Raw genomic sequence first — 20,087 nt, 5'->3', positions numbered from 1 at the left:
TCACTCGACCTCGACCCAGTCGAGCGTGCGGCCGACGGCCTTCTGCCAGCCCGCGTAGCCCTCGGCGCGCTGTTCGTCCGTCCACGACGGCTCCCAGCGCTTGTCCTCGTTCCAGTTCTGCAGGAGCTCGTCGGTGTTCTTCCAGAACCCGACGGCCAGCCCGGCCGCGTAGGCGGCACCGAGCGCGGTGGTCTCGGCGACGACCGGCTTCGACACCGGCACGCCGAGGATGTCCGCCTGCAACTGCATGCACAGTTCGTTCGCGGTCACGCCACCGTCCACACGCACCACGTCGAGCGTGACGCCCGAGTCGTTCTGCATGGCCTCGACGACGTCACGGGTCTGGTAGCAGATCGCTTCGAGCGTCGCCCGCGCCAAGTGCGCGTTGGTGGTGGCGCGGGTCAGGCCGACGATCGCGCCGCGCGCGTCCGAACGCCAGTACGGCGCGAACAGGCCCGAGAACGCGGGGACGAAGTAGACGCCGCCGTTGTCCTCGACCTGGCGGGCGAGGCTTTCACTCTGCGACGCCCCGCTGATGATGCCCAGCTGGTCACGCAGCCACTGCACGGCCGAACCGGTGACGGCGATGGAGCCTTCCAGCGCGTACACCGGCTTCTCGTCACCGAACTGGTAGGCCAGCGTCGTGAGCAGGCCGTGCTTCGAGCGCACGACCTCGTGCCCGGTGTTGAGCAGCAGGAAGTTGCCGGTGCCGTAGGTGTTCTTGGCCTCGCCGGGGCGGAAGCACACCTGTCCGACGGTCGCCGCCTGCTGGTCGCCGAGCACCCCGGTGATGGCCACCTCGCCGCCGAGCGGGCCGTCCGCGCGGGTGACGCCGAAGTGACCGTTGTTCGACGACGGTGCGATCGTCGGCAGCATCTGCTTGGGGATATCGAAGAACGACAGCAGTTCGTCGTCCCACTCCAGGGTTTCGAGATCCATGAGCATCGTGCGCGACGCGTTGGTCGGGTCGGTCACGTGCACGCCGCCGTCGGGACCGCCGGTGAGGTTCCAGATGAGCCAAGAATCAGTGGTGCCGAAGAGCGCGTCGCCCTTTTCTGCGTCTTCGCGGACGCCGTGGACGTTCTCCAGGATCCACTGCAGCTTGCCACCGGAGAAGTAGGTGGCGGGCGGCAGCCCGGCCTTGCGGCGGATGACGTCACCCTTGCCCGCGCGCTCCAGCGCCGAAGCGATCCGGTCGGTGCGGGTGTCCTGCCACACGATGGCGTTGCAGTACGGGCGCCCGGTTCGGCGGTTCCACACGACAGTGGTCTCGCGCTGGTTGGTGATGCCGAGCGCGGCGAGGTCGGCCGTGGTGAGGTTCGCCTTGTTGAGCGCGGTGGCGATGACCGAACGGGTCCGCTCCCAGATCTCGGTGGCGTCGTGCTCGACCCAGCCCGGCTTCGGCAGGATCTGCTCGTGTTCGAGCTGGTGCCGGGCGATCTCGTTGCCGCCGTGGTCGAAGATCATGAAGCGCGTGCTGGTGGTGCCCTGGTCGACGGCGCCGATGTAGTCAGGCATGGTTTCTCTCCTTAGGAAACGCGCTCGATGTCCTTGGCGGGCAAGGATTCCGGGGCCGGGTCGGCGGGCAGGTAGCGCTCGATGAAGAACTTGTAGATCGCGCCGCCGATGACCGCACCGATGACCGGCGCCACGATGGGGATCCACCAGTACGGATAGCCGTATTGATCGATGAACGCGGTGTCGTAACCGGTGAGCCAGGACATCAGCCTCGGGCCGAAGTCGCGGGCGGGGTTGATCGCGTAGCCGGCGTTGGTGCCCCAGGCCATGCCGATCGCGACCACCAGGAAGCCGACGACGACCGGGGCGAGGTTCGCGGCGGGCGCGGTGTTGCGGAGATCGGTGATGGCGAAGATCACCAGCGCGAGGATCGCGGTCCCGATGATCTGGTCGCGGAAGGCGCCCCAGTCGCCCACCGGGAGGGTCCCGTTACCCGGAAGGGTGGAGAAGACACCCTGCGTTTTGATCGTCAGGCCGGGGTCGGCGGCGTTGAGCACCTCGGTGTAGTTCCAGCGCACCAGCAGCGCGGCGACGAACGCTCCGGCGGTCTGCGCCAAGGCGTACGGCGCGACCTTGTGCCACGAGAAGCCCTTGAACACCGCGAGCGCCACCGTGATGGCGGGGTTCAGATGCGCGCCGCTGATCCGTGAAGCCACGTAGATACCGAGGGTGACACCGATCCCCCAGGCCCACGCGATGCTGTCGTGATCCCCGATGCCGGCGGCGACGACCTGCGCCACCACCCCGCAGCCGAACAGGATGAGGATCATCGTCCCGACGAACTCCGCCGCCAGTTCGCCCGCCAGTCCGCGAGCCTTGAGGTTTCGCACCATTGCTTCCTCCACAAAGGACACCGTTGCCCTGTTGAGGCCGAAGTTAAGTTCGCGGAAACCCGGGGTCAACGGACGCCGGTCGGCATTGTCGAACGCCCGGAGACGATGTTCGACATTGTCGAATCAGGGCCGGTCGGGCTACGGTTGGGCCGTGCCCGGTCCGATCCAGTCCATCGAGCGCGCCGCCGCGATCCTGCGGTTGCTGGCGCGCGGTTCGGGACGTCTGGGGGTCGGCGAGATCGCCGATTCCCTCGAACTCGCCAAGGGAACGGCGCACGGAATCCTGCGCACCCTGCAAGGGGTCGGCTTTGTCGAACAAGACCGTGACACCGGGAAATACCAACTGGGCGCGGCACTGCTGCACCTCGGCACGAGCTACCTCGACGTCAACGAACTCCGGTCCCGCGCGATCAACTGGGCCGACGCCCTGGCCGCCCGCAGCGGTGAGGCCGTCCGGATCGGCGCGCCACTGGAGGGCCGGGTCCTGGTGGTGCACCACGTGTTCCGGCCCGACGACAGCCTGCAGACCCTGGACGTCGGCACGCTTCTGCCGTTGCACGCGACGGCGCTCGGAAAAGTGCTTCTGGCCTACGACACCGGCCTCGTGGCATCGTTGCGCGGCGGCGGACCGGAGGCCTACACCCGCCGGACCCTGGTCACCCAGACGGCGATCAAACGCGCGTGCGGCAAGGTGCGCGAGGCGGGCTGGGCGAGCGAGAACGGCGAGATGATCACCGGCGAGGCCGGGATCGCGGCGCCGATCCGCGGCCACGGCGGCATCGTGGTCGGCGCGATCGGCGTGTCCGGCGCGACGGAACGGATCTGTGAAGCCGACGGCAGTCCGAGCCCGCGGCTGCTCGGCCACGTGCGTGACGCGGCACGGGCGGTCTCCCGCGATCTCGGCGCGTCCCGATGGTGATGGAGGTGCTCGCGTGGTCCAGCGCTACGTGATGTCGATCGACCAGGGCACCACTTCGACGCGGTGCATCCTGTTCGACGCCCGCGGCAGGCTGGTCTCGGTCGCGCAGCGCGAACACCAGCAGCATTTCCCCCGGCCCGGCTGGGTCGAGCACGACGCGACCGAGATCTGGCGCAACGTCGGCCGGATCGTGCCGCAGGCGCTCGCCGACGCCGGTGTCGAACCGGCACAGGTGGTCGGTCTCGGCATCGCGAATCAGCGGGAAACGACGGTGCTGTGGGACCGGCACACCGGCAATCCGGTCGGGCGCGCGATCGTCTGGCAGGACACCCGCACCGACGCGATGCTCGAACAACTCGCCCGCGAACCGGGCGCCGACCGCGTCCGGCGGCTGTGCGGGCTGCCGCTGGCCACGTACTTCTCCGCACCGCGAATCCGGTGGATGCTGGAAAGGACCCCTGGCCTGCGGGAACGTGCCGAGCGCGGCGACGTGCTGTTCGGGACGGTCGAGAGCTGGCTGATCTGGAACCTGACCGGCGGACCCGAGGGCGGCGTCCACATCACCGACGTCACCAACGCCTCGCGCACCATGCTGATGAATCTGCGGACGCTGTCCTGGGACGACGAGCTGCTGGAGTTCTTCGACGTCCCGCGCGCGATGCTGCCGGAGATCCGCCCGTCGACCGAGGTGTACGGAACGACGTCGCGGGTGGTCCCGGGGATCCGGATCGCGGCGGCGCTCGGCGACCAGCAGGCGGCGTTGTTCGGCCAGACCTGCTTCGCGCCCGGCGAGGCGAAGTGCACGTACGGCACGGGCAGCTTCCTGCTGCTCAACACCGGTCCGACGCCGGTGCTCTCGACGCACGGCATGCTGACCACCGTCGGGTTCAAAATCGGCGACGAGCCCGCCGTGTACGCGCTGGAAGGGTCGATCGCGGTCACCGGATCACTGGTGCAGTGGTTCCGGGACGGGCTCGAACTGATCGGCAGCGCGCCCGAGATCGAGACGCTGGCGCGGACGGTCGAGGACAACGGCGGCTGCTACATCGTGCCCGCCTTCTCCGGCCTGTTCGCGCCGCACTGGCACAGCGAGGCGCGCGGCGTGATCGCCGGCCTGACGTCGTACATCACCAAGGGGCATCTCGCCAGGGCCGTGCTGGAGGCGACGGGCTGGCAGACCCGCGAGGTCGTCGACGCGATGAACGCCGATTCGGGGCTCGCGCTGTCGACGCTCAAAGTGGACGGTGGAATGACCGCCGACAACCTGCTGATGCAGTTCGTCGCGGACGTCCTCGACGTGCCGGTGGTCCGCCCGATGGTCGCCGAGACGGTGTCACTGGGCGCGGCGTACGCGGCCGGGCTGTCGGTCGGGTACTGGCCGGATCTGGAAGGGCTGCGCCGGAACTGGCACCGGGCCGGACAGTGGCTGCCCACGATGGACCCCGCTCGCCGCGACAGTGAATACGGGCACTGGCGTCAAGCCGTGGAGCTGACCTTCGGCTGGATGCGCCCTGGCCCGACGGCCGCTCCCCCAGGCTCCGACCTGGTCGAGGTCGTCCTGGCCGATCACCGCCGGATCGAGCAGTTGTTCCGCGACCTCCGCAACGACGAAGCCGACCGTCCGGCACTGATCGCGGAACTTTCGGCGTCGCTGGTCGCCCACGCCACCGCGACGGCACGGATCATCCGTCCCGATGCGACAGAAAGCGGGCTCGCCGCCGAACTGCTGGCTGTCCTGGAATCCGCCGACTCCGAGAAAGCGTTGGCAGCACTGGAGAATTCGGTGGACGCGCATATCCGCACGGAGGAACGCGGGCTGCTGAACGAACTCCGGCGAACACTGTCCACTTCGGACCGCACCGGCCTCGGCCGCGCGTTCGTGGCCGAACGGCAGCGGCAACTGGATCTCGACTGCGGCTCCGCCGCGCATGTTCGCGAGCAGGGCTCCCGGCTGCGGCTCTCGTGACTCGCCGGTAGGTCGTGCTAGCCTGTCGCCGTGCGCCGCTGGACTCGACTCGTAGTCAAGCGCGCCGGCTGAACCAGGTCGCCGGCGCGCATTCCGGCGACCCCTCGACACGGGGCATTTTCCGGGACCTGGCCCTCCACGGCCTGTACGTTTCCCAGCCTTCGGAGCCCACGATGTCCGCTGTTTCGTTCCAGATTCCCGCCCCGCGCTCGTCCATGCTGGTCCGCCGCCGGATCGCGACCTACTTCGTCGGCGGCGTCGGACAGATCCCCGCCCTGGTGGACGCGCTCGGCTGCCTCGTCCACGACCTGTCGGTCGACGTCCGCGACGGGGTCCGGGAAAGCGCCATGACCTGCGCCGTCCTGCTCGCCGAGGACGAGGTCGAGCCCCTGCTGGACCGGCTGCGAGGGCTGAACTCGGTCGTCTCCTCCGAACTGGTCTGACGTGGGTCGTGAGTGGCGATTCGGGTTAGGGCCAAGGGTGTCTTAGGTACCTACTGCGGATGGGTCCGGAACGACACCTCGAGCCTCAGTAGCGTCACTAGTCACACCCCTCCCCAGTGCATAAAGGCCCCCATCCTTGCGCCTAGGTACAAGAAGGGCTCCTTCATGTACTGCAACCCCGCAGGTCACACAGTCGGTACCTACGAGAGGGCCCGCCCGAACCCGGAACGCCACTCACGACCCACCCGACCGACGCGGCACGAGGGTTGACCGCTCAGCGCGTGCCGGGTGTCGACGATGCAGGAATCGGGACGTTGAGTGTCCCGATTCCTACATCGTCGAGGCGATTTTCGGGTCTCGGTGCTCGATCAAGCACCCACCACCACCGAGCAGGACGATCCCGGACGGTCAACGCCCGGAACCCACCCCGCCCAACCGTCACCCAGCACGACAGCAGGCCGCCTTGGGTCGGGTGGGTCGTGAGTGGCGATTCGGGCTAGAACCCGAAACGCCACTCACGGAGTCCTCGGTTACGTGGCCATCCGGGCCGGTGCGCAAGACCACCCGGCTCCGGAAAGACGCGGCGCCACGGTGGTCTTCGACCGCACATCGGGCACGCAGGTGATCGACGAGCAGGGTTCGGAACGATTCCGGACGGCGTCGGTGGTGAAACTGTTCATCGCGCTCGACGCCATCACACGCATGCGGGCAAGACCGACAAAACGCAGCTGCGCCGGATGCTGGCGAGGAGCGACGACGCGGTCGCGAACGCTCTCTGGAGCATGAACGGAGGCCCCGCCATCGTCACCAGGACGGTAGCCGCCGCGGGTTTGAAGAACACCACGCCGCCCGTCGATCCGGGCCGCTGGGGCGACACACTGTCACATCGCGCGGTGTACCGCTGCGGGAGTCGACCAGGATCGCCGCCGACGGGTTCGACCAGTACTTCGGCATCCCCTCCGCCTTGCACGACCGGCCGTGGAAGGCGGAGCAAGGCTGGGCGGCCGGGCGGGGCGCGGTGGCGCGCACACGACCGGGCTCGTCGGCGAAGGCGACCGCTAAGTCGTCGTCATCCTGTCCGTTTTCGTCGAAGGCGCGAGCCTCGACGCGGCGACGGCAGCGGTCACCTCGGCGGCCGTGTCCCTGGCTCCCCGTCTGCGAACGTGACTTCGGCCGCGTTTTCCACAGTCGCCCTGAAAGCGCTTACCAGCAGCTCGGCGAAACAGGACCATGGAGCTGCCGAAGCGCCTCCGGTCTGGGCTTTCAGCGCTGCCAACTGCTCGCCCGCCAGCGGTGCGACCCGGTCCATGAACTGGCCGAGGAACCGAAGGACCGCGACGGGTGGGATCCCGGCGCCGGCGAGCTCCGCCACCGCGCGGGAAACGGACGGCCGCACGACGGCAGGCGCTCCCGCGTCGTCCGTACCGAGCACGCCGTGTCGTTCCAGGCACCGGGCGACGGCGGGCTGGTCGCGGGCGAGGTCGGCCATCGCCGCCTCGAGTCGTTCGGCGCCGTCCACCGTGGTCGTTCCGAGCATCGCGGCGATGGACACGAGGTTGAAGCCCTGTTTCTGCAGCATCGTGATGCGCCGCAGCCGCCGCAGATGGGCCGGGCCGTAGTAGGCGGACCTGCCGTGCCGGACCGGCGGGGCGAGCAGGCCCCTCGTCTGATGGGCCCGGATATTGCGCGCCGACATGCCGACGATCGTGGAGAGTTCTTCGATCGTGTATCCGGCCGGTTTCGGCGAAAAGGGCTTCACGCCGGACAGCTTAACCAATGGTCGGATGTGTACCCACGAAGCCGACAGAATAGTGATGCCACTGCCGACCGGCTGAATCAGCGAGTGACCACGAGTTCATCGGTTCGCCGCCCCGAGCCCAAGGCGCAGGGATGGTTTACAGGGTTTCGTGCCAAGTAATGTCGGTTTGGGGCGTTCTGCGCCTGCGGCTACTGAGACATCTGATGTCTCGACTCTGTCGACACCCGCGGAGCGCCGCTGAACTCGATGGTCGGTCGTCAAAACTTCAACCTTTTCCCAGGAGGTTTCCGCATGTTCTGGAAACGGATCGCGGTAGCGGCCGTAGCCGCGACCGGCTTGGCCACGGGACTGGTGTCCCACCAGGACACTCCGGCCGCCGCGACGGAGCCCACCGCGGCGACGGTCCCGCCTTCGACCACATCGTCCTCGTGATGTTCGAGAACAAGGACTACCAGGAGATCGGCGGCAGCTCCAAGGCGCCGTATCTCAACGAACTCGCCTCACAAGGCGCCAAGTTCACCAAGGCGTACGGGACGACGGATCCCAGCCAGCCAAATTACATCGCCCAGTTCGCGGGTTCGACGCACGGCGTCGACAGCAACAAATGCCAGGATCTCGAGAACAAGGAGTACATCGCTTCCCAACTGGCTGGGATCGGCAAGAAGTTCGTCGGCTACGCGGAGAGCATGCCCTCCGACGGCTACACGGGCTGCACGAAGGGGCAAACACGCCCGCAAGCACAACAGCTGGGTGAGCTTCGGCAATGTCCCGGCGTCGGCGAACAAAAGGTTCTCGTCGTTCCCGAACGACTTCTGCTCGGTCGACACCGGCGACAAATCGCTGAAGAACAACCTCGACGCCTACGCGCAGTGGGCCAAGACGCACAACAGCCTTCTGATCGTCAATTTCGACGAGGACAGCGGGACGTCGGTGAACCAGATCTTCACCACGTTCGTCGGCGCCCACGTGAAGCCGGGCAGTTACAGCGAATCGATCGACCACTACTCGATCCTCCGCACGATGGAGGCGGCGTTCGGCCTGCCGGGCATCGCCAACGCGGCGAACAAGCCGCCGATCACGAGCGTGTGGCGGTACCCGGGTGAACCCGCGGGTATGTCCACTGTGGACGCACCCGCGGGCGGGAAGGAATTTCGGCGCGTGTGCTCGCCGCCACCTTCGTTCTCTGGCTCCCCGCAGGAAGGCACGACCGTGAACACCCGCACCCACGTCCTGATCGCCGTCACCGGAGTACTCACGCTGGCCACGGCCGCCGTGCTTTACGCCGAGATAGCGGGCGCGCACAACCAGGCCATTCCGACGTCTGGGCCGTGGCCGCCGACGGCTAGGGGACTCCGCGCCTGCTCATCCCGGAGGCCGAGTCACCCGCCGCGCTGCCCTAGGCTGCCGGACATGAAGGCCGCGCTGCTGATCGTCGACATGCAGGACATGCTCGTTCCCCTGGTCTGGCGCGGCGAGGAACTGGCCGCCCGGATCGCCGCGCTGGCGCGCCGGGCCCGGGCGGAGGGCGTTCCGGTGATCGCCCTACGGCAGATCGGCGCGCCCGGCACCGACTTCGATCCCGCGTCACCGGGCACCCGGATCAGTCCGCTGCTCGGTCTCGAACCGATCGACGTGGTGGTCGACAAGACGGCGACGGACTCGTTCCACCGCACCGGGCTAACGGGGCTGCTCGTCGACCGGGGCGTCGACACCGTGGTGCTGACCGGGCTGGCCACCGATTACTGCGTCGACGCGACCGCCCGGTCCGCGCAGAGCCACGGGCTGGACGTCGTGCTGGTCGGCGACGGCCACGCGCCGTCCGCCGACGGCGATCCCACCACGGGCCTGACCGCCGAACAGGTCATCGCCCGGCACAACCTGCTGCTGAGCACCGCGATCCACCCGGGCGGCAGGCTGCGCGTGGTGCCCGCGGCGGAGGTCGAGTTCACCGGCTGAGCGAGCCTGCTCGTACGATCGGCTCGTCATGATCACGAACTTCCTGCTCGACCACTCCGCCCTCGTGCCGGTGGCGATCGCCCTGGTCGCGCTCGTCTGTGCCGTCCTCGGCCACCTGTTCGCGGGTAAGCGGCGGATCCTGTGGGCGCTCACCGGCGTGTCACTGGTGCCGGCCTTCGCGCTGACGCTGGTGCCCACCGTGCACACGATCGACGAGATCAGGTGCACCGTCCAGTTCTCGCTGCCCACGCTCGGCGCGGTGGAACTTCTGGCCAATGTCGCACTGTTCCTGCCACCGGTGTACTTCGCCACGCTGGCGACGAAGCAGCCGCTGACGATGCTGGCGGCGGGCTCGGCGCTGTCCGCGGTGATCGAGACGCTTCAGGCGCTCGTGCCCGCCATCGGCCGCGCCTGCGACACCAACGACTGGCTGATGAACACCATCGGCGCGACCCTCGGCGTGGCTCTGGCGCTCGGCTCGGCGTGGCTGGTGAACCGCCGCGCTCAGTCCGGCAGTTCGATGGGCGCGATGTCGTCGTAGACGTCGCCCGGACCCGGGTTCGCCGGATCCGTCTCGCCACCGAGGTGGTTCAACACGCCCCACACCGCGTTGAGCGCCGTCTGGACGGCACCTTCGGCCCAGCCCGCCGTCCACGAGACGTCGTCGCCCGCCAGGAAGAGACCGCGGTGGCGCTCATTGAGCCCGTCCTGCTTGAAATGGGTGAACAGGCGGTGCTGGTAGCGGTAGTGGCCGGGCAGGTTGGCCTTGAACGCGCCCATGAAATGCGGTTCGGCCTCCCAGGACACGGTCACCGGGTCGCCGATGATGTGCCGCCGGACGTCGACGCCCGGGTAGATCTCCTTCAGCGACTGCAACATCACCTCGACCCGCTCGGAGACCGAAAGCGGCAGCCACTTCAGCGAATCGTCGGCCCAGGTGTAGGACAGGCAGATCACCGCGGGCGCGTCCGGGTCTTCGCCGAGCAGGTAGGTGCCGCGCGGCATGCGGTCGGTGAGCGTCATGCTCATCGTGTCGCGGCCGGTCACCGGGTCCTTGTCCAGCCAAAAGGGCCGGTCCACCGGCACGAAGACCTTCGAGGACTCCATGTAGTGCGTGCGCTCGATCGCCGTCCAGTGGTCGATCGGGAACAGCGCCTCGTCGCATTCGATCTTCGACAGCAGCATCCAGCTCTGCGCGGTGAACACCGCCGCCGGATAGGTGCGGATGCGGCCTTCGGTGTCGGTCACGGTGATGTTGTTCGGCGCGGTGCGGTGCAGCCGGGCGACGCCGGGGTTCGGGCTTCCGCCGTGCAGTGAGCTCAAACTCGTTCCCGCGGGCCAGAACGCGATGTCCTCGGGCGCGTGTTCCCACAGCCGCAACGGAAGCTGCCTGCTGCCGCCGACGATGCTGCGGTGCTCGTCGTCGGCGCCGGTATAGACCACCCGCAGGATCTCCAGGATCGAGTTCGGGAAGTCGGTGTCCCAGCCGCCGGTGCCGAACCCGACCTGCCCGAAGATCTCGCGGTCGCGAAACGAGGCGAACGCGGGCGAACCGCAGAGGAAGCCGTAGAAGGTCTGGTCGTCCAGCCGCGGCACGAGTTCGTTCCACAGCCGCTTGATCGTCTTCGCGTCACGCTCGCGGATCGCCTTCTGCATCTCGGTGAACGCGGCCTGCTCGGACAGTGTGCTGTCCCAGGCGGCGGCGACCTTGCCGAAGACGGCGGGGAGTTCGTCCGCCGTCCGCGCGTAGTGGCTTTCCCCCTTGAGGTCGACGACGGTGCTCGGCGTTCCCGGTGCCAGCGGGTTCGGGAACGGCGTCGTCTCCAGGCCGACCTTGTCGATGTAGTGGAAGAGCGCGGTGGACGCCGGCGGGAAGCGCATCGCGCCCATCTCCGCGACGACGGCGTCCGGGCAGCCGGGGAAGTTCACCGTGCGCAGGCGGCCGCCGATCTCGGCGATCTCGTACACGACCGGGCGTAGGCCGAGCTTCATCAGCTCGTACGCGGTGACGATGCCCGAAAGGCCACCACCGATCACCGCAACCTCGGTGCCGTGGCGCTCGGCGGGGAGCGAGCCGAGTCCGGCGGGGTGGGCGAGGAAATCGTCGTAGGCGAACGGGAAATCGGGGCCGAACATGGTGATCGGGCGCCCCGTGGATTCGTCGTGATGGATCGCCGTGGGGAGAGCGGAGGTCATGCGGAAAGTCCTCGGTACAGATCGGGCCGTCGATCGGCCAGGTGGGTGTTCTCCAGGCGCGACGCGACGAGCGCGTCCCGGGTGACTTCGGCGCTGATCAGCTCCGGATCGGTACCCGCGCGGGCGAGCACTTCGCCGGTCGGGGCGACGACGCAGGATCGGCCGCAGTAGGTCAGTTCCTGTTCGGTGTCGCAACGGTTCGCGTAGGCGACGAACAGCTGGCTCTCGTAGGCGCGAGCGGGAACCAGCGTGTCGGCGACCAGTTCGTACGGGCTCATCAGCGCGGTCGGCACCACGAGCAGTTCGGTCCCGGCCAGCGCGTGCGCCCGCACCAGTTCGGGGAACTCGACGTCGTAGCAGATCAGCAGACCGATCCGGAGACCGTCGAGCTCGGCCTGCACGACCGCCTCGGTGCCCGGCTCGAACCAGGAGCGGTCGATGTCGCCGAACAGATGGGTCTTGCGGTAGTTCGCCAAGCGCTGCCCGCCGGAGCCGATCAGCTGGACGCTGTTGTGGACGTGGTCACCGTCGGACTCGGGGTACCCGTACGCGAGCGCGACGCCGGTTTCCCTTGCCAGCGCGGACATCCGGGCCGCTGTCGGGCCGTCGGCCGGTTCGGCGAGCTTTTGGGAACGGGCGCCGATGTGGTAGCCGGTGGTGATCATCTCCGCGGCGACCACGAGGTCGGCGCCCGACGCCGCGACGACGGACGGCAGCTCGGCGTACGAACCCTGATGGACGGCGACCTTCATACCGACGACGATATCCGCCGCTTCGATGCGCCGATAAGGGCGATTTGTTGCGTAAGATGCTGTCGAGCAGTCTAATCGATACAGTCAGGCGCAATTCGGTGGCGATTTGTTGTCTGGATCACCCTCCCGGCGGCGGTCCCTCGGCGTGGTCGTCCGCCGCCGAGCAACCGGGGCCCCATGGACGGGTAGTGAGTGTTGGGTCGTTCTGGTACCAACAGCGTGACCTGGGCGTTCTTGGCCTGATGCTGAGTGAAGTACATGAAGGCCCCCTTCCTGACCTAGGCGCCAAGGAAGGGGGCCTTCATGTACTCGGGACAGCGTGAAGGTCGAGTTTCCTCGGGAGGGTCAGGTCGACTTCTGGCCGTCGACGCTCTCGCGCAGGATGTCGGCGTGGCCGGCGTGCTGCGCGGTCTCGGCGATGACGTGCGTCAGCACCCGGCGCACACTGCGCACCGCGCCCGGCGGGTTCCAGGGCGCCTCGGGCAGTGGATGCGTGGCGGACAGGTCGGGAATCGTCGAGACGATCTCCTTCGTCCGCGCGGCCACCTGTTCGTAGCGCGCGAGGATTCCTGCGAGGGTGTCGCCGGGCAGCATCCTGAAGTTGTTCTGGTGGTCGATCGCCCACTGCGGGAACTCGCGGGCGGTCCCGGCGCCGATGTCGGCCCAGGTGACGCCTTCCGGCAGGTCGTAGTTGATCGCTGATGGGCCCTCGACCACGAAGCGCAGCCACATCTCCTCGATGGAGGCGACGTGTTTGATCAGGCCGCCGAGGCTCAGTTCGCTCACCGTCGGATGCGCGTCGAGTTGCTCGTCCGTGAGCCCCTGGACGGTGGCGGTCAGCGCGGCGCGGATGGTTTCGAGGGCTTCGAGCAGGTCGGCGCGTTCGGCGTCGAGGATGGTGGCGGTCATCGGGCCCTCCGGGTTGTCGTTTTCTGGCACACGACGACTCTCGCAGGGGTAGAGGACAGGTTGTGACCTCTACTCGGGGCATCATGAAAACATGCCGAAGACCTCCGCGCGTCTGCTGTCGATGCTCTCGTTGCTGCAGGCCCGCCGTGACTGGCCGGGAGCGCTGCTGGCCGAGCGGCTGGACATCAGCCCGCGCACCGTGCGGCGCGACGTCGACAGGCTCCGCGACCTCGGCTACCCCATCGCGACGATCAAAGGTCCCGACGGCGGGTACCGGCTCGACGCCGGGTCCGAACTGCCACCGCTGCTGTTCGACGACGATCAGGCGGTCGCGCTGGCCGTCGCGCTCCAGATCGCCACCACCAGCGGCGCGGGGATCGAGGAGGCGGCGATGCGGGCGCTGCACACCGTCCGGCAGGTGATGCCCTCGCGGTTGCGGCGCCGGATCGACACCCTGCGGGTCACCGCCGTCGACTCACCCGCGAGCCGGGCGGAACCCCGCGTCGACGGCGACGTCCTGCTGGCACTCGGCGCGGCGGTGCACGCCCGCGAGATCCTGCGGTTCGACCACGCGGACACGCCGCGCCGGGTGGAACCGCATCATCTCGTCACCTGGCACGGCCGCTGGTACCTCGTCGCCTGGGATCTCGACCGCGCGGATTGGCGCACCTTCCGGGCCGACCGGATCTCCCCCCCGCACCCCGAACGGCCCGCGGTTCACGCCGCGTGAGCTGCCTGCCCCCGACGTCGCCACCTTCGTCGCGAGCCGCTTCCGGGGCTCTTCCGAATCCGGCGAGTGGCCGTGCCGTGGGGAAGTCGTCCTCGACCTTCCCGCCGCCACGGTCTCCCCCTACGTCCGCGACGGTGTGGTGGAAGAACTCGGCCCTGATCGGTGCCGCCTGGTGCTGGGGTCGTGGTCGTGGGCGGGGCTCGCGGCGAGTATCGGCCGGTTCGACGCCGACATCGAAGTCATCGGTCCGCCCGAACTGCGAGCGGCTTTCGCCGTCCTGGCCCGCCGTTACGCGAAGGCGGCCCGGATCCGCTGACCGACGCCGAGGGCATCATCCTTTGACGGGTCGGTCCACCCGCGGTGCGGCGCCGGGCCGACACGCTGAGCTTCTTCGAACAGGGCCAGCATCCTTGGTACTGCACCGCCGCGCCCGCGGCAGGGCAGATCCTCGCCGTTCCGGGCTGGGCACCTGCCTGCCCGAACGGCCGGCCTAGGGCCTGCTCGTCCGCCAGTCGGACACCGCGCGCCAGGTCAGGCTGGATCTCGAACTCGGCCACGCGCCGATGTCGCGGGTGGCGTCGGCTGGGTCCGCACCGTGACACCGCGGCGTGACCCGGAACACCTTGTCACCGTCCGCGTCGAGGTTCCCGGCTGCGACGGCTACTCGGAGCCATTGTGGACACCCTGCCGCACCGGCAGGCCGCGGGCGTCGACCTGCCGGTCCACAAAGGACCCGAAGTCGGCGGCTGAACCGTCCCCGGTTGCCGGGGGATCAAGGCGGGTACTCCGCGCGAATGGAGATACTCCTCGCCGGAGCGGGCGTTCTGGCGCTGTGCGCCGCAGTGCTGCCGAACCTGTTGCACGAACGCGCGCTGTCGATGCCGCTGGTGCTGCTGATGGGCGGACTGCTTTTCGGGTTGCTCCCCTTCGACTACCCCTATGGTCAGGGCGTACTGGACCCGCGGTCGCATGTGGGCGCCGTCGAGGTGATCACCGAGCTCGGTGTGCTCGTGTCGCTGGTCGGCGCTGGACTGAAATCCGACCGGTTGATCGGCTGGCGGTCCTGGAACTCGACGTGGCGGCTGCTGGCGATCACGTTGCCGCTGTCGGTCTGCGCGGTCGCCCTGCTCGGCTGGTGGGCGCTCGCCCTGTCCCCAGCCGCCGCGCTACTGCTGGGGGCCGTGCTGTCACCGACCGATCCGGTGCTGGCGAGCGATGTCCAGGTGCCCGCGCCGCATACCGAGGACGGCCGGGGCTCGGACAACGAGATCAGGTTCACGCTGACCTCGGAGGCCGGGCTCAACGACGGCCTGGCGATGCCGTTCGTGTTGCTGGCCCTCGTACTGGCCGGAACGGCGAGCACGTCACCCGTGCCGTGGTTGCTGACCGAGGTCCTCATCCCGCTCACGGTCGCCGTACTGGTCGGGCTCGCCTGTGGCCGGTTGATGTCCTGGCTGATGTTCCGGGTGCGGCACGAGCGGCTGCGCCTCGGCGAATACTCCGACGGGCTGGTGGTGCTGGCCATCGCGTTCCTCCCCTTCGCGCTCTGCGAATGGTTGGGCGGCATCGGCTTCGTCGCGGTGTTCACCACCGCCGCGACCATCCGCGCGAGCGAACGGTCGCACGAGTACCACGGGGTGCTGCACGAATTCGGCGATCAGCTGGAAAGGCTTTTCGTCGCGCTGGCCTTGCTCGGACTCGGTGTGATGCTGGGCGACGGGCTCCTTTCCGGGGTGAAACTCGTCGAAGTCCTGGTGGCCGTCGCGGCGGTGATGATCGTGCGGCCGCTGTTCGGCGGGCTGGCCCTGCTCGGTGGCGCCACCACGCGTCCGGCGGCGACGGCGATCGCGTTCTTCGGCATCCGCGGGATCGGCAGCCTCTACTACCTGTCCTACGCGCTGGGGCACGGCGATTTCCCGATGGCCGACTCGCTCTGGCGGGTCACGGCGCTCACGATCGCGGTTTCGGTCCTCGTGCACGGTCTGCTGTCCGGCCCGGTGATGCGCAAACTGGAGGGCCGCGGAATGCAGAACTTCGAGAACGGGTGAGGGGCCCGCTAGTGGCGCCACTCCCGGCCCTCGAGCCGGGCCTTCACCCGCTGCATAGTGGTGGCGATGTTGGCCCGGTCCGTCCCCGCGCGGTCGGGCTCACCGGTGATGAGGATGGCGAACGGGACGAACCACGGCGGCACCCGCAGCCAGTTCGTCACGGTGACGCGGCTGCCGTCGCCGACGGGGGTGATGTCGAACTCCCAGCGGGAAATCGGCACGAAGAACGGCGTGCGCACCCGGTAGGCGAACCGGCGCCCCGGCTCGGCCTCGGTGATCTCCGCGTGGGTCACCCAACGCCGCCGTCCGTTGCGGTTGCTGCCGGCGAACCAGTTCCCGACGCGCGCCTCGGTCGCGCCGTGGATCCAGCGCGCCTTGTGCAGTTCCTCGGCGCATTCCGCCATCGAGACCGGGTCGCTGACGAGCCGGTACACCTTCTCGGGGGCGGCGTCGATCGTGACCTCGCCGGTCGCGATCGGTTCGCTGTAGGTCAGGCTGTCCTTCGGCTTCGTCGCCATCGTGCCTCCCGGTCGACTTCGTCAGCCCACCAGTACGAGGGCCCCCGGTCAAGACCGGCGCGGTCAGCTCAGCACGGACGCGGATCCCGAAGTCAAGTGGCCGGTTCCGCCGGGAAGGTGACATGGAAGCCCAGCCCCCGCAGCAGCTGCGTGAGCATCGCCTTCGTGTTGGCCTTCGCGCGTTCGAGCAGACCGGAGTGTTGCGCGGCTTCACCGATGCGTTTCTCCGCGGCGAGGTAGAACGGCCGCTGGTCCTGCACGGAGACCAGTCCACCGAGCCGGTCGATCAGGCCACGCTCCTGACCGAAGACGTAACTGCGTTCGTTGTCCAGATTGGGTTTCGCCAGCTTCGGCTCGGGTAGCCGCACCTCGACCGATCGCCGGTCCTCCGACACGGTCAGCGAATTCTCCACCAGTGGGCCGAAATCGACGTAAGCGTCGACAGAGCCCGCCGCGACGAACAGGGTGCGCTCCCCGGCGATACTCGCGGGCACCCACTTGACGTCCTTCTCGATGTCGACGACGACTTGGTAATCGCCGACCGCCGCGTGATACTGGCTCAGGTCACGGACAGCCTGGAGCACCGCGGGCTGCGAGCGATCCACAGTGGACGTTCCGAACGGGTCGAGCTTCGGCAGCAACCCGGTGATCTGCAGTGCCGCCGCGACGATCAGGAGCCCGGCCAAACCGAACGCCCCCAGACGCACCCAGCGTTTCTTCACACCCACCACCGCCTCTCCAGCGCGTGGAGTACCCGGCGGACGCGGTCCCGAAGCGTCGAAATCGGTTTCCCCTGCGTTCGGCGGAACCGGATTTCGCACTTGGAGTAGTTTGGCCGCATGCAGAACGTCTTGCCCGCGCCGGAGAAGACCGGGCTGAACATCTCGGCGTTGCACTGGGCGGGTTTCCTCGGAATCGCCGTGCTGGTGCTGGTCACGTCCGGGATCGGCCTGCCCTCGGTGCCGGTGGTGGCGCTGGGCGTCGCCGGGATGGCCACCCTGGTGCTGTCCTGGCTCGGCATCGGACGGCACGCCGCCGGAGTGCCCGAGCGGCGGCTGTACTGGATCGCGGTCTCCTGGTGCGCGCCGCTGCTGGTCGCGCGCCCGCTGTTCAGCGGCGACATCAACAGCTACCTGGCGCAGGGCCTGATCGCGGCCAAGGGGTTCGACACCTATCTCGTGGGACCGGCCGAGGCGCTCGGCGCCGATTCACCGGTGACGCTCGCGGTCAGCCACTACTGGCGGGACACGCCCGCGCCGTACGGTCCGGCCTTCGTCGCGCTGGCCCGCGCGATCGCCCACGTCGCCGGGGACGCCTTCGTGCCGACAGTACTGCTGCACCGGCTGCTGGGACTGATCGGGATCGTGCTGATGGCGTGGGCGCTCCCCCGGCTCGCCCGCCGCGTCGGGGTTTCGCCGTCGATCGCGCTGTGGCTGGCCCTGCTCAACCCGCTGGTCCTGTGGCACGTCGTGGCGGGCGTGCACAACGACGGGCTCATGGTCGGGTTGATGGTCGCCGGGCTGGAACTCGTCCTCATGGGCGCGGCGAAGACCGGCGCGGCCCGGCCGGCACTGATCGCGGCCGGTGTGATCGCGGTGAGCGCAGCCGCGAACATCAAGATCGTGGCCGTCGCGGGCCTGCTGTTCGTCGGCATCGACCTGTTCCGCCGAGCGACGCCCGTGGGCCGGGCGGCGGTGGCGCTCGGCCTGCCCGCCGGCTTCGCCGCCGTCACCGTGGCCATCTCACTCGGCAGCGGGCTCGGGTTCGGCTGGGTCCGGGTGCTTTCCGGGGTTTCCGGCCAGGTCCACAGCTGGATGGCGCCCACCAACGAACTCGGCTTCCTCGTCGGCGGGGTTGGCAAGATCTTCGGGGCGGAGCTGACCGACGGCGCGATCAAGGTGTTCTCGCTCGTCGGCGCGATCCTCGGTCTCGCCGTCGGTGCCAGGCTCTTGTGGCTCACGTACCGTGAGAAGGTGCACCCGCTCTACGGCGCGGGCCTGACCTTCGCCGCGATGCTGGTGCTCGGCCCGGTCGTGCAGCCGTGGTATCTCCTGTGGACGGTCGCACTGCTGGCCGTGAGCCTCACCACCGATCGCGGACGCTGGATCCTCGCCGGGGTCAGCGCGGTGTTCGGTGTTCTGCTCCCGCCCGCGAACGGTGGCGCCATGTCGTTGGCCCTGGGCTACTTGATCGCGGTCGTGCTCATCGGCGGCACTTTGTTCGTGCTCAAGCGAAAGGGCCTTTTGCCGGAGATCAGGCTCCGCAAGAGCCGGACGTAAAGGCTCCATCGTGCGGGCGTCTTGACCGTGCCGGTGAGTTCACGCTCGGCACGGTCGAGGCAGTCTTCCAGCAGCGCGTCGTGCATCGGCCGCCACAACAGCGGATAGGTGAACCACGCCGGATGCCGAAGCCGCAGCACCATGAGGTGAGCGAGTTCGGTCTCTCCGGTTTCGGTCGCACGCAAGGTGAATTCGTGGAAGCCGTCGAAGCCGCGGGGCGCGGTGAACCGGAACCGCACGGACCTTCCGGGTTCATGGGATTCCACGTGGTACCGCACCGGCCCGTGCCCGCCGTCGGCACCCACCCCGAGCGGCCGGTCGAACCGCAACGGCGGCCACGCGTCGACGGGCCAGAGCTTGTCGCCGTCCGCGGACAGGGTGTCGATCAGCGCGCCGACACGCTCCTGCGCCGCGTCGACGATCCGGTGATGCCTGTTCCATACGCGCATCGCGCCTCCCAGTTCTAGAGATCTTCCCCTAAAACCATAGTAGAGGATAGTCTCTGAAAATGGGACGGCCACCGCGGCACACCGCCGACGACTTCCTCGACGCCGCCGTGCGGATCTTCGCCGCCGAAGGGGTCGCCGGGGTGACCATGTCGGCCGTCGCCCGCGAGGTCGGCGCGCCGAGCGGGTCGATCTATCACCGCTTTCCCGGACGTCCGGCGTTGCTCGCCGCCGTCTGGCTCCGCACGGTGACCCGCTTCCAGCGGGGTTATCTCGAAGCCCTCGAACAGGAACCGGTCATCGAAGCCGCCGTCGAGGCCGCGGCTCAGGTCGTCCGCTGGTGCCGCGCCCATCCCGCCGAGGGGAAGCTGCTCTACGGGGGCGACAGCGCGCTCGGCGTCGACGACTGGAGCGACGAGGACCGCGCCCGCGTCGGAGACGCCGACCGCCGCCTCGATACGGCGATCACCAAGGTCGTGCGACGGCTGCGGCCACTGACCGGCCGGAGCACGGACGAACTGATGCTGGCCCTCGTGGATCTCCCGTACGCCGCGGTGCGAAGGCATCTCGACCGCGGCGAGGCGCCGCCGCCGCGCATCGTCGACCTGGTGACCAAAACGACCCGGACCCTGCTGACGGGCTGAACTCAGGTCCTGGTGGGGATCACGGCCGGCCTGCTCGTCCACCGCGGTGACCCTCGTCAAACCCGCGGGCGCCCTCGTGGCCGGTGTGCGACCCTGGTCGTGGAACCTCGTGATCGAGGTCCCCGGACGAGTGGGTGCCGTACCCGGCCAGCGACAAGACGGCGCTCTGGG

General features: G+C 68.7%; 18 protein-coding genes, 1 pseudogene and 1 riboswitch. Of the genes and pseudogenes, 10 read left to right on the top strand and 9 right to left on the bottom strand.

All coding sequences use genetic code 11. The features are described 5' to 3' along the window. Together glpK (ACZ6DT_RS34530) and ACZ6DT_RS34525 are read right to left on the bottom strand one after the other, a co-directional pair. Positions 1-1,518 carry a glycerol kinase GlpK gene (gene glpK, locus ACZ6DT_RS34530; protein WP_465603137.1) on the bottom strand — a complete coding sequence of 506 codons (1,518 nt, stop codon included), beginning with the start codon at positions 1,516-1,518 and terminating at the stop codon, positions 1-3. Positions 1,519-1,529: 11 nt separating this feature from the next. Next, the gene (locus ACZ6DT_RS34525; protein WP_465603135.1) at positions 1,530-2,351 is read right to left on the bottom strand and encodes an MIP/aquaporin family protein; all 822 of its coding nucleotides are present in this window, start codon (positions 2,349-2,351) and stop codon (positions 1,530-1,532) included. A gap of 151 nt (positions 2,352-2,502) precedes the next feature. On the opposite strand from ACZ6DT_RS34525, the gene ACZ6DT_RS34520 reads away from it, so the two are divergent. The 3 genes from ACZ6DT_RS34520 to ACZ6DT_RS34510 all read left to right on the top strand — a co-directional run bounded on the left by ACZ6DT_RS34520 (position 2,503) and on the right by ACZ6DT_RS34510 (position 5,679). After that, the gene (locus ACZ6DT_RS34520; RefSeq protein ID WP_465603134.1) at positions 2,503-3,270 is read left to right on the top strand and encodes an IclR family transcriptional regulator; all 768 of its coding nucleotides are present in this window, start codon (positions 2,503-2,505) and stop codon (positions 3,268-3,270) included. A gap of 13 nt (positions 3,271-3,283) precedes the next feature. Continuing rightward, positions 3,284-5,236: a glycerol kinase GlpK gene (glpK, locus tag ACZ6DT_RS34515; protein ID WP_465603132.1), complete on the top strand. Its 1,953-nt coding sequence runs from the start codon at positions 3,284-3,286 to the stop codon at positions 5,234-5,236. Positions 5,237-5,409: 173 nt separating this feature from the next. Beyond that, positions 5,410-5,679 (top strand): hypothetical protein, encoded by a 270-nt coding sequence (locus ACZ6DT_RS34510; RefSeq protein ID WP_465603130.1) that lies wholly within the window; start codon positions 5,410-5,412, stop codon positions 5,677-5,679. A gap of 1,123 nt (positions 5,680-6,802) precedes the next feature. Here ACZ6DT_RS34510 and ACZ6DT_RS34505 read toward each other — a convergent pair. Then, positions 6,803-7,438, bottom strand: a complete 636-nt coding sequence (locus ACZ6DT_RS34505) for a MerR family transcriptional regulator (protein ID WP_465603128.1) — start codon at positions 7,436-7,438, stop codon at positions 6,803-6,805. Positions 7,439-7,729: 291 nt separating this feature from the next. Here ACZ6DT_RS34505 and ACZ6DT_RS34500 point away from each other — a divergent pair, with 291 nt between their 5' ends. The 3 genes from ACZ6DT_RS34500 (at position 7,730) to ACZ6DT_RS34490 (ending at position 9,935) form a co-directional block, all read left to right on the top strand. After that, positions 7,730-7,870 (top strand): hypothetical protein, encoded by a 141-nt coding sequence (locus ACZ6DT_RS34500; protein WP_465603126.1) that lies wholly within the window; start codon positions 7,730-7,732, stop codon positions 7,868-7,870. Positions 7,871-8,188: 318 nt separating this feature from the next. Continuing rightward, positions 8,189-9,394: a cysteine hydrolase family protein gene (locus ACZ6DT_RS34495; protein ID WP_465603125.1), complete on the top strand. Its 1,206-nt coding sequence runs from the start codon at positions 8,189-8,191 to the stop codon at positions 9,392-9,394. Between the two features lie 28 nt (positions 9,395-9,422). Next, positions 9,423-9,935 carry a VanZ family protein gene (locus ACZ6DT_RS34490; protein ID WP_465603124.1) on the top strand — a complete coding sequence of 171 codons (513 nt, stop codon included), beginning with the start codon at positions 9,423-9,425 and terminating at the stop codon, positions 9,933-9,935. Here ACZ6DT_RS34490 and ACZ6DT_RS34485 read toward each other — a convergent pair. The 3 genes from ACZ6DT_RS34485 to ACZ6DT_RS34475 form a co-directional block, all read right to left on the bottom strand. Next, positions 9,899-11,590 (bottom strand): flavin monoamine oxidase family protein, encoded by a 1,692-nt coding sequence (locus tag ACZ6DT_RS34485; RefSeq protein WP_465603123.1) that lies wholly within the window; start codon positions 11,588-11,590, stop codon positions 9,899-9,901. The two genes, ACZ6DT_RS34490 and ACZ6DT_RS34485, sit on opposite strands and share 37 nt — an antisense overlap. After that, entirely contained in the window at positions 11,587-12,342 is a 756-nt protein-coding gene (locus tag ACZ6DT_RS34480; protein ID WP_465603122.1) for a carbon-nitrogen hydrolase family protein, read from the bottom strand. Before ACZ6DT_RS34480 ends, ACZ6DT_RS34485 begins: the two co-directional genes overlap by 4 nt. 345 nt (positions 12,343-12,687) lie before the next feature. Further along, entirely contained in the window at positions 12,688-13,251 is a 564-nt protein-coding gene (locus ACZ6DT_RS34475; RefSeq protein WP_465603120.1) for a DinB family protein, read from the bottom strand. Positions 13,252-13,342: 91 nt separating this feature from the next. On the opposite strand from ACZ6DT_RS34475, the pseudogene ACZ6DT_RS34470 reads away from it, so the two are divergent. Together ACZ6DT_RS34470 and ACZ6DT_RS34465 are read left to right on the top strand one after the other, a co-directional pair. Beyond that, positions 13,343-14,297, top strand: a pseudogene (locus ACZ6DT_RS34470) (helix-turn-helix transcriptional regulator). 478 nt (positions 14,298-14,775) lie between these two features. Then, complete coding sequence (locus ACZ6DT_RS34465) at positions 14,776-16,029, top strand: cation:proton antiporter (protein WP_465603118.1); 1,254 nt, start codon at positions 14,776-14,778, stop codon at positions 16,027-16,029. Between the two features lie 8 nt (positions 16,030-16,037). On the opposite strand, the gene ACZ6DT_RS34460 is transcribed toward ACZ6DT_RS34465, so the two are convergent. Further along, entirely contained in the window at positions 16,038-16,547 is a 510-nt protein-coding gene (locus ACZ6DT_RS34460) for an SRPBCC family protein (protein WP_465603117.1), read from the bottom strand. Between the two features lie 92 nt (positions 16,548-16,639). Then, on the bottom strand, positions 16,640-17,275 hold the full coding sequence (locus ACZ6DT_RS34455) for a DUF4230 domain-containing protein (protein WP_465603164.1): 636 nt from the start codon (positions 17,273-17,275) through the stop codon (positions 16,640-16,642). 111 nt (positions 17,276-17,386) lie between these two features. Between ACZ6DT_RS34455 and mptB the strand changes: the two genes are divergently transcribed. Next, positions 17,387-18,826 carry a polyprenol phosphomannose-dependent alpha 1,6 mannosyltransferase MptB gene (mptB, locus tag ACZ6DT_RS34450; protein ID WP_465603115.1) on the top strand — a complete coding sequence of 480 codons (1,440 nt, stop codon included), beginning with the start codon at positions 17,387-17,389 and terminating at the stop codon, positions 18,824-18,826. On the opposite strand, the gene ACZ6DT_RS34445 is transcribed toward mptB, so the two are convergent. Further along, positions 18,730-19,275: an SRPBCC family protein gene (locus ACZ6DT_RS34445; protein ID WP_465603113.1), complete on the bottom strand. Its 546-nt coding sequence runs from the start codon at positions 19,273-19,275 to the stop codon at positions 18,730-18,732. The genes mptB and ACZ6DT_RS34445 overlap by 97 nt on opposite strands. Positions 19,276-19,334: 59 nt before the next feature. On the opposite strand from ACZ6DT_RS34445, the gene ACZ6DT_RS34440 reads away from it, so the two are divergent. Next, the gene (locus ACZ6DT_RS34440; RefSeq protein WP_465603112.1) at positions 19,335-19,916 is read left to right on the top strand and encodes a TetR/AcrR family transcriptional regulator; all 582 of its coding nucleotides are present in this window, start codon (positions 19,335-19,337) and stop codon (positions 19,914-19,916) included. A gap of 99 nt (positions 19,917-20,015) precedes the next feature. Next, a riboswitch (guanidine-III (ykkC-III) riboswitch) is annotated at positions 20,016-20,084 on the top strand. Positions 20,085-20,087: the final 3 nt, after the last annotated feature.

It is taken from the genome of Amycolatopsis sp. NPDC041971, from assembly GCF_055588925.1.
This window is presented reverse-complemented; position numbering and strand designations above follow the sequence as displayed.

Excerpts from the sequence above, each read along its gene's own strand:
- glpK (WP_465603137.1), bottom strand. The coding sequence starts at position 1,518 with ATGCCTGACTACATCGGCGCCGTCGACCAGGGCACCACCAGCACGCGC.
- ACZ6DT_RS34525 (WP_465603135.1), bottom strand. The coding sequence starts at position 2,351 with ATGGTGCGAAACCTCAAGGCTCGCGGACTGGCGGGCGAACTGGCGGCG.
- ACZ6DT_RS34510 (WP_465603130.1), top strand. The coding sequence starts at position 5,410 with ATGTCCGCTGTTTCGTTCCAGATTCCCGCCCCGCGCTCGTCCATGCTG.
- ACZ6DT_RS34500 (WP_465603126.1), top strand. The coding sequence starts at position 7,730 with ATGTTCTGGAAACGGATCGCGGTAGCGGCCGTAGCCGCGACCGGCTTG.
- ACZ6DT_RS34490 (WP_465603124.1), top strand. The coding sequence starts at position 9,423 with ATGATCACGAACTTCCTGCTCGACCACTCCGCCCTCGTGCCGGTGGCG.
- ACZ6DT_RS34485 (WP_465603123.1), bottom strand. The coding sequence starts at position 11,590 with ATGACCTCCGCTCTCCCCACGGCGATCCATCACGACGAATCCACGGGG.
- ACZ6DT_RS34480 (WP_465603122.1), bottom strand. The coding sequence starts at position 12,342 with ATGAAGGTCGCCGTCCATCAGGGTTCGTACGCCGAGCTGCCGTCCGTC.
- ACZ6DT_RS34475 (WP_465603120.1), bottom strand. The coding sequence starts at position 13,251 with ATGACCGCCACCATCCTCGACGCCGAACGCGCCGACCTGCTCGAAGCC.
- ACZ6DT_RS34465 (WP_465603118.1), top strand. The coding sequence starts at position 14,776 with ATGGAGATACTCCTCGCCGGAGCGGGCGTTCTGGCGCTGTGCGCCGCA.
- ACZ6DT_RS34460 (WP_465603117.1), bottom strand. The coding sequence starts at position 16,547 with ATGGCGACGAAGCCGAAGGACAGCCTGACCTACAGCGAACCGATCGCG.
- mptB (WP_465603115.1), top strand. The coding sequence starts at position 17,387 with ATGCAGAACGTCTTGCCCGCGCCGGAGAAGACCGGGCTGAACATCTCG.
- ACZ6DT_RS34445 (WP_465603113.1), bottom strand. The coding sequence starts at position 19,275 with ATGCGCGTATGGAACAGGCATCACCGGATCGTCGACGCGGCGCAGGAG.
- ACZ6DT_RS34440 (WP_465603112.1), top strand. The coding sequence starts at position 19,335 with ATGGGACGGCCACCGCGGCACACCGCCGACGACTTCCTCGACGCCGCC.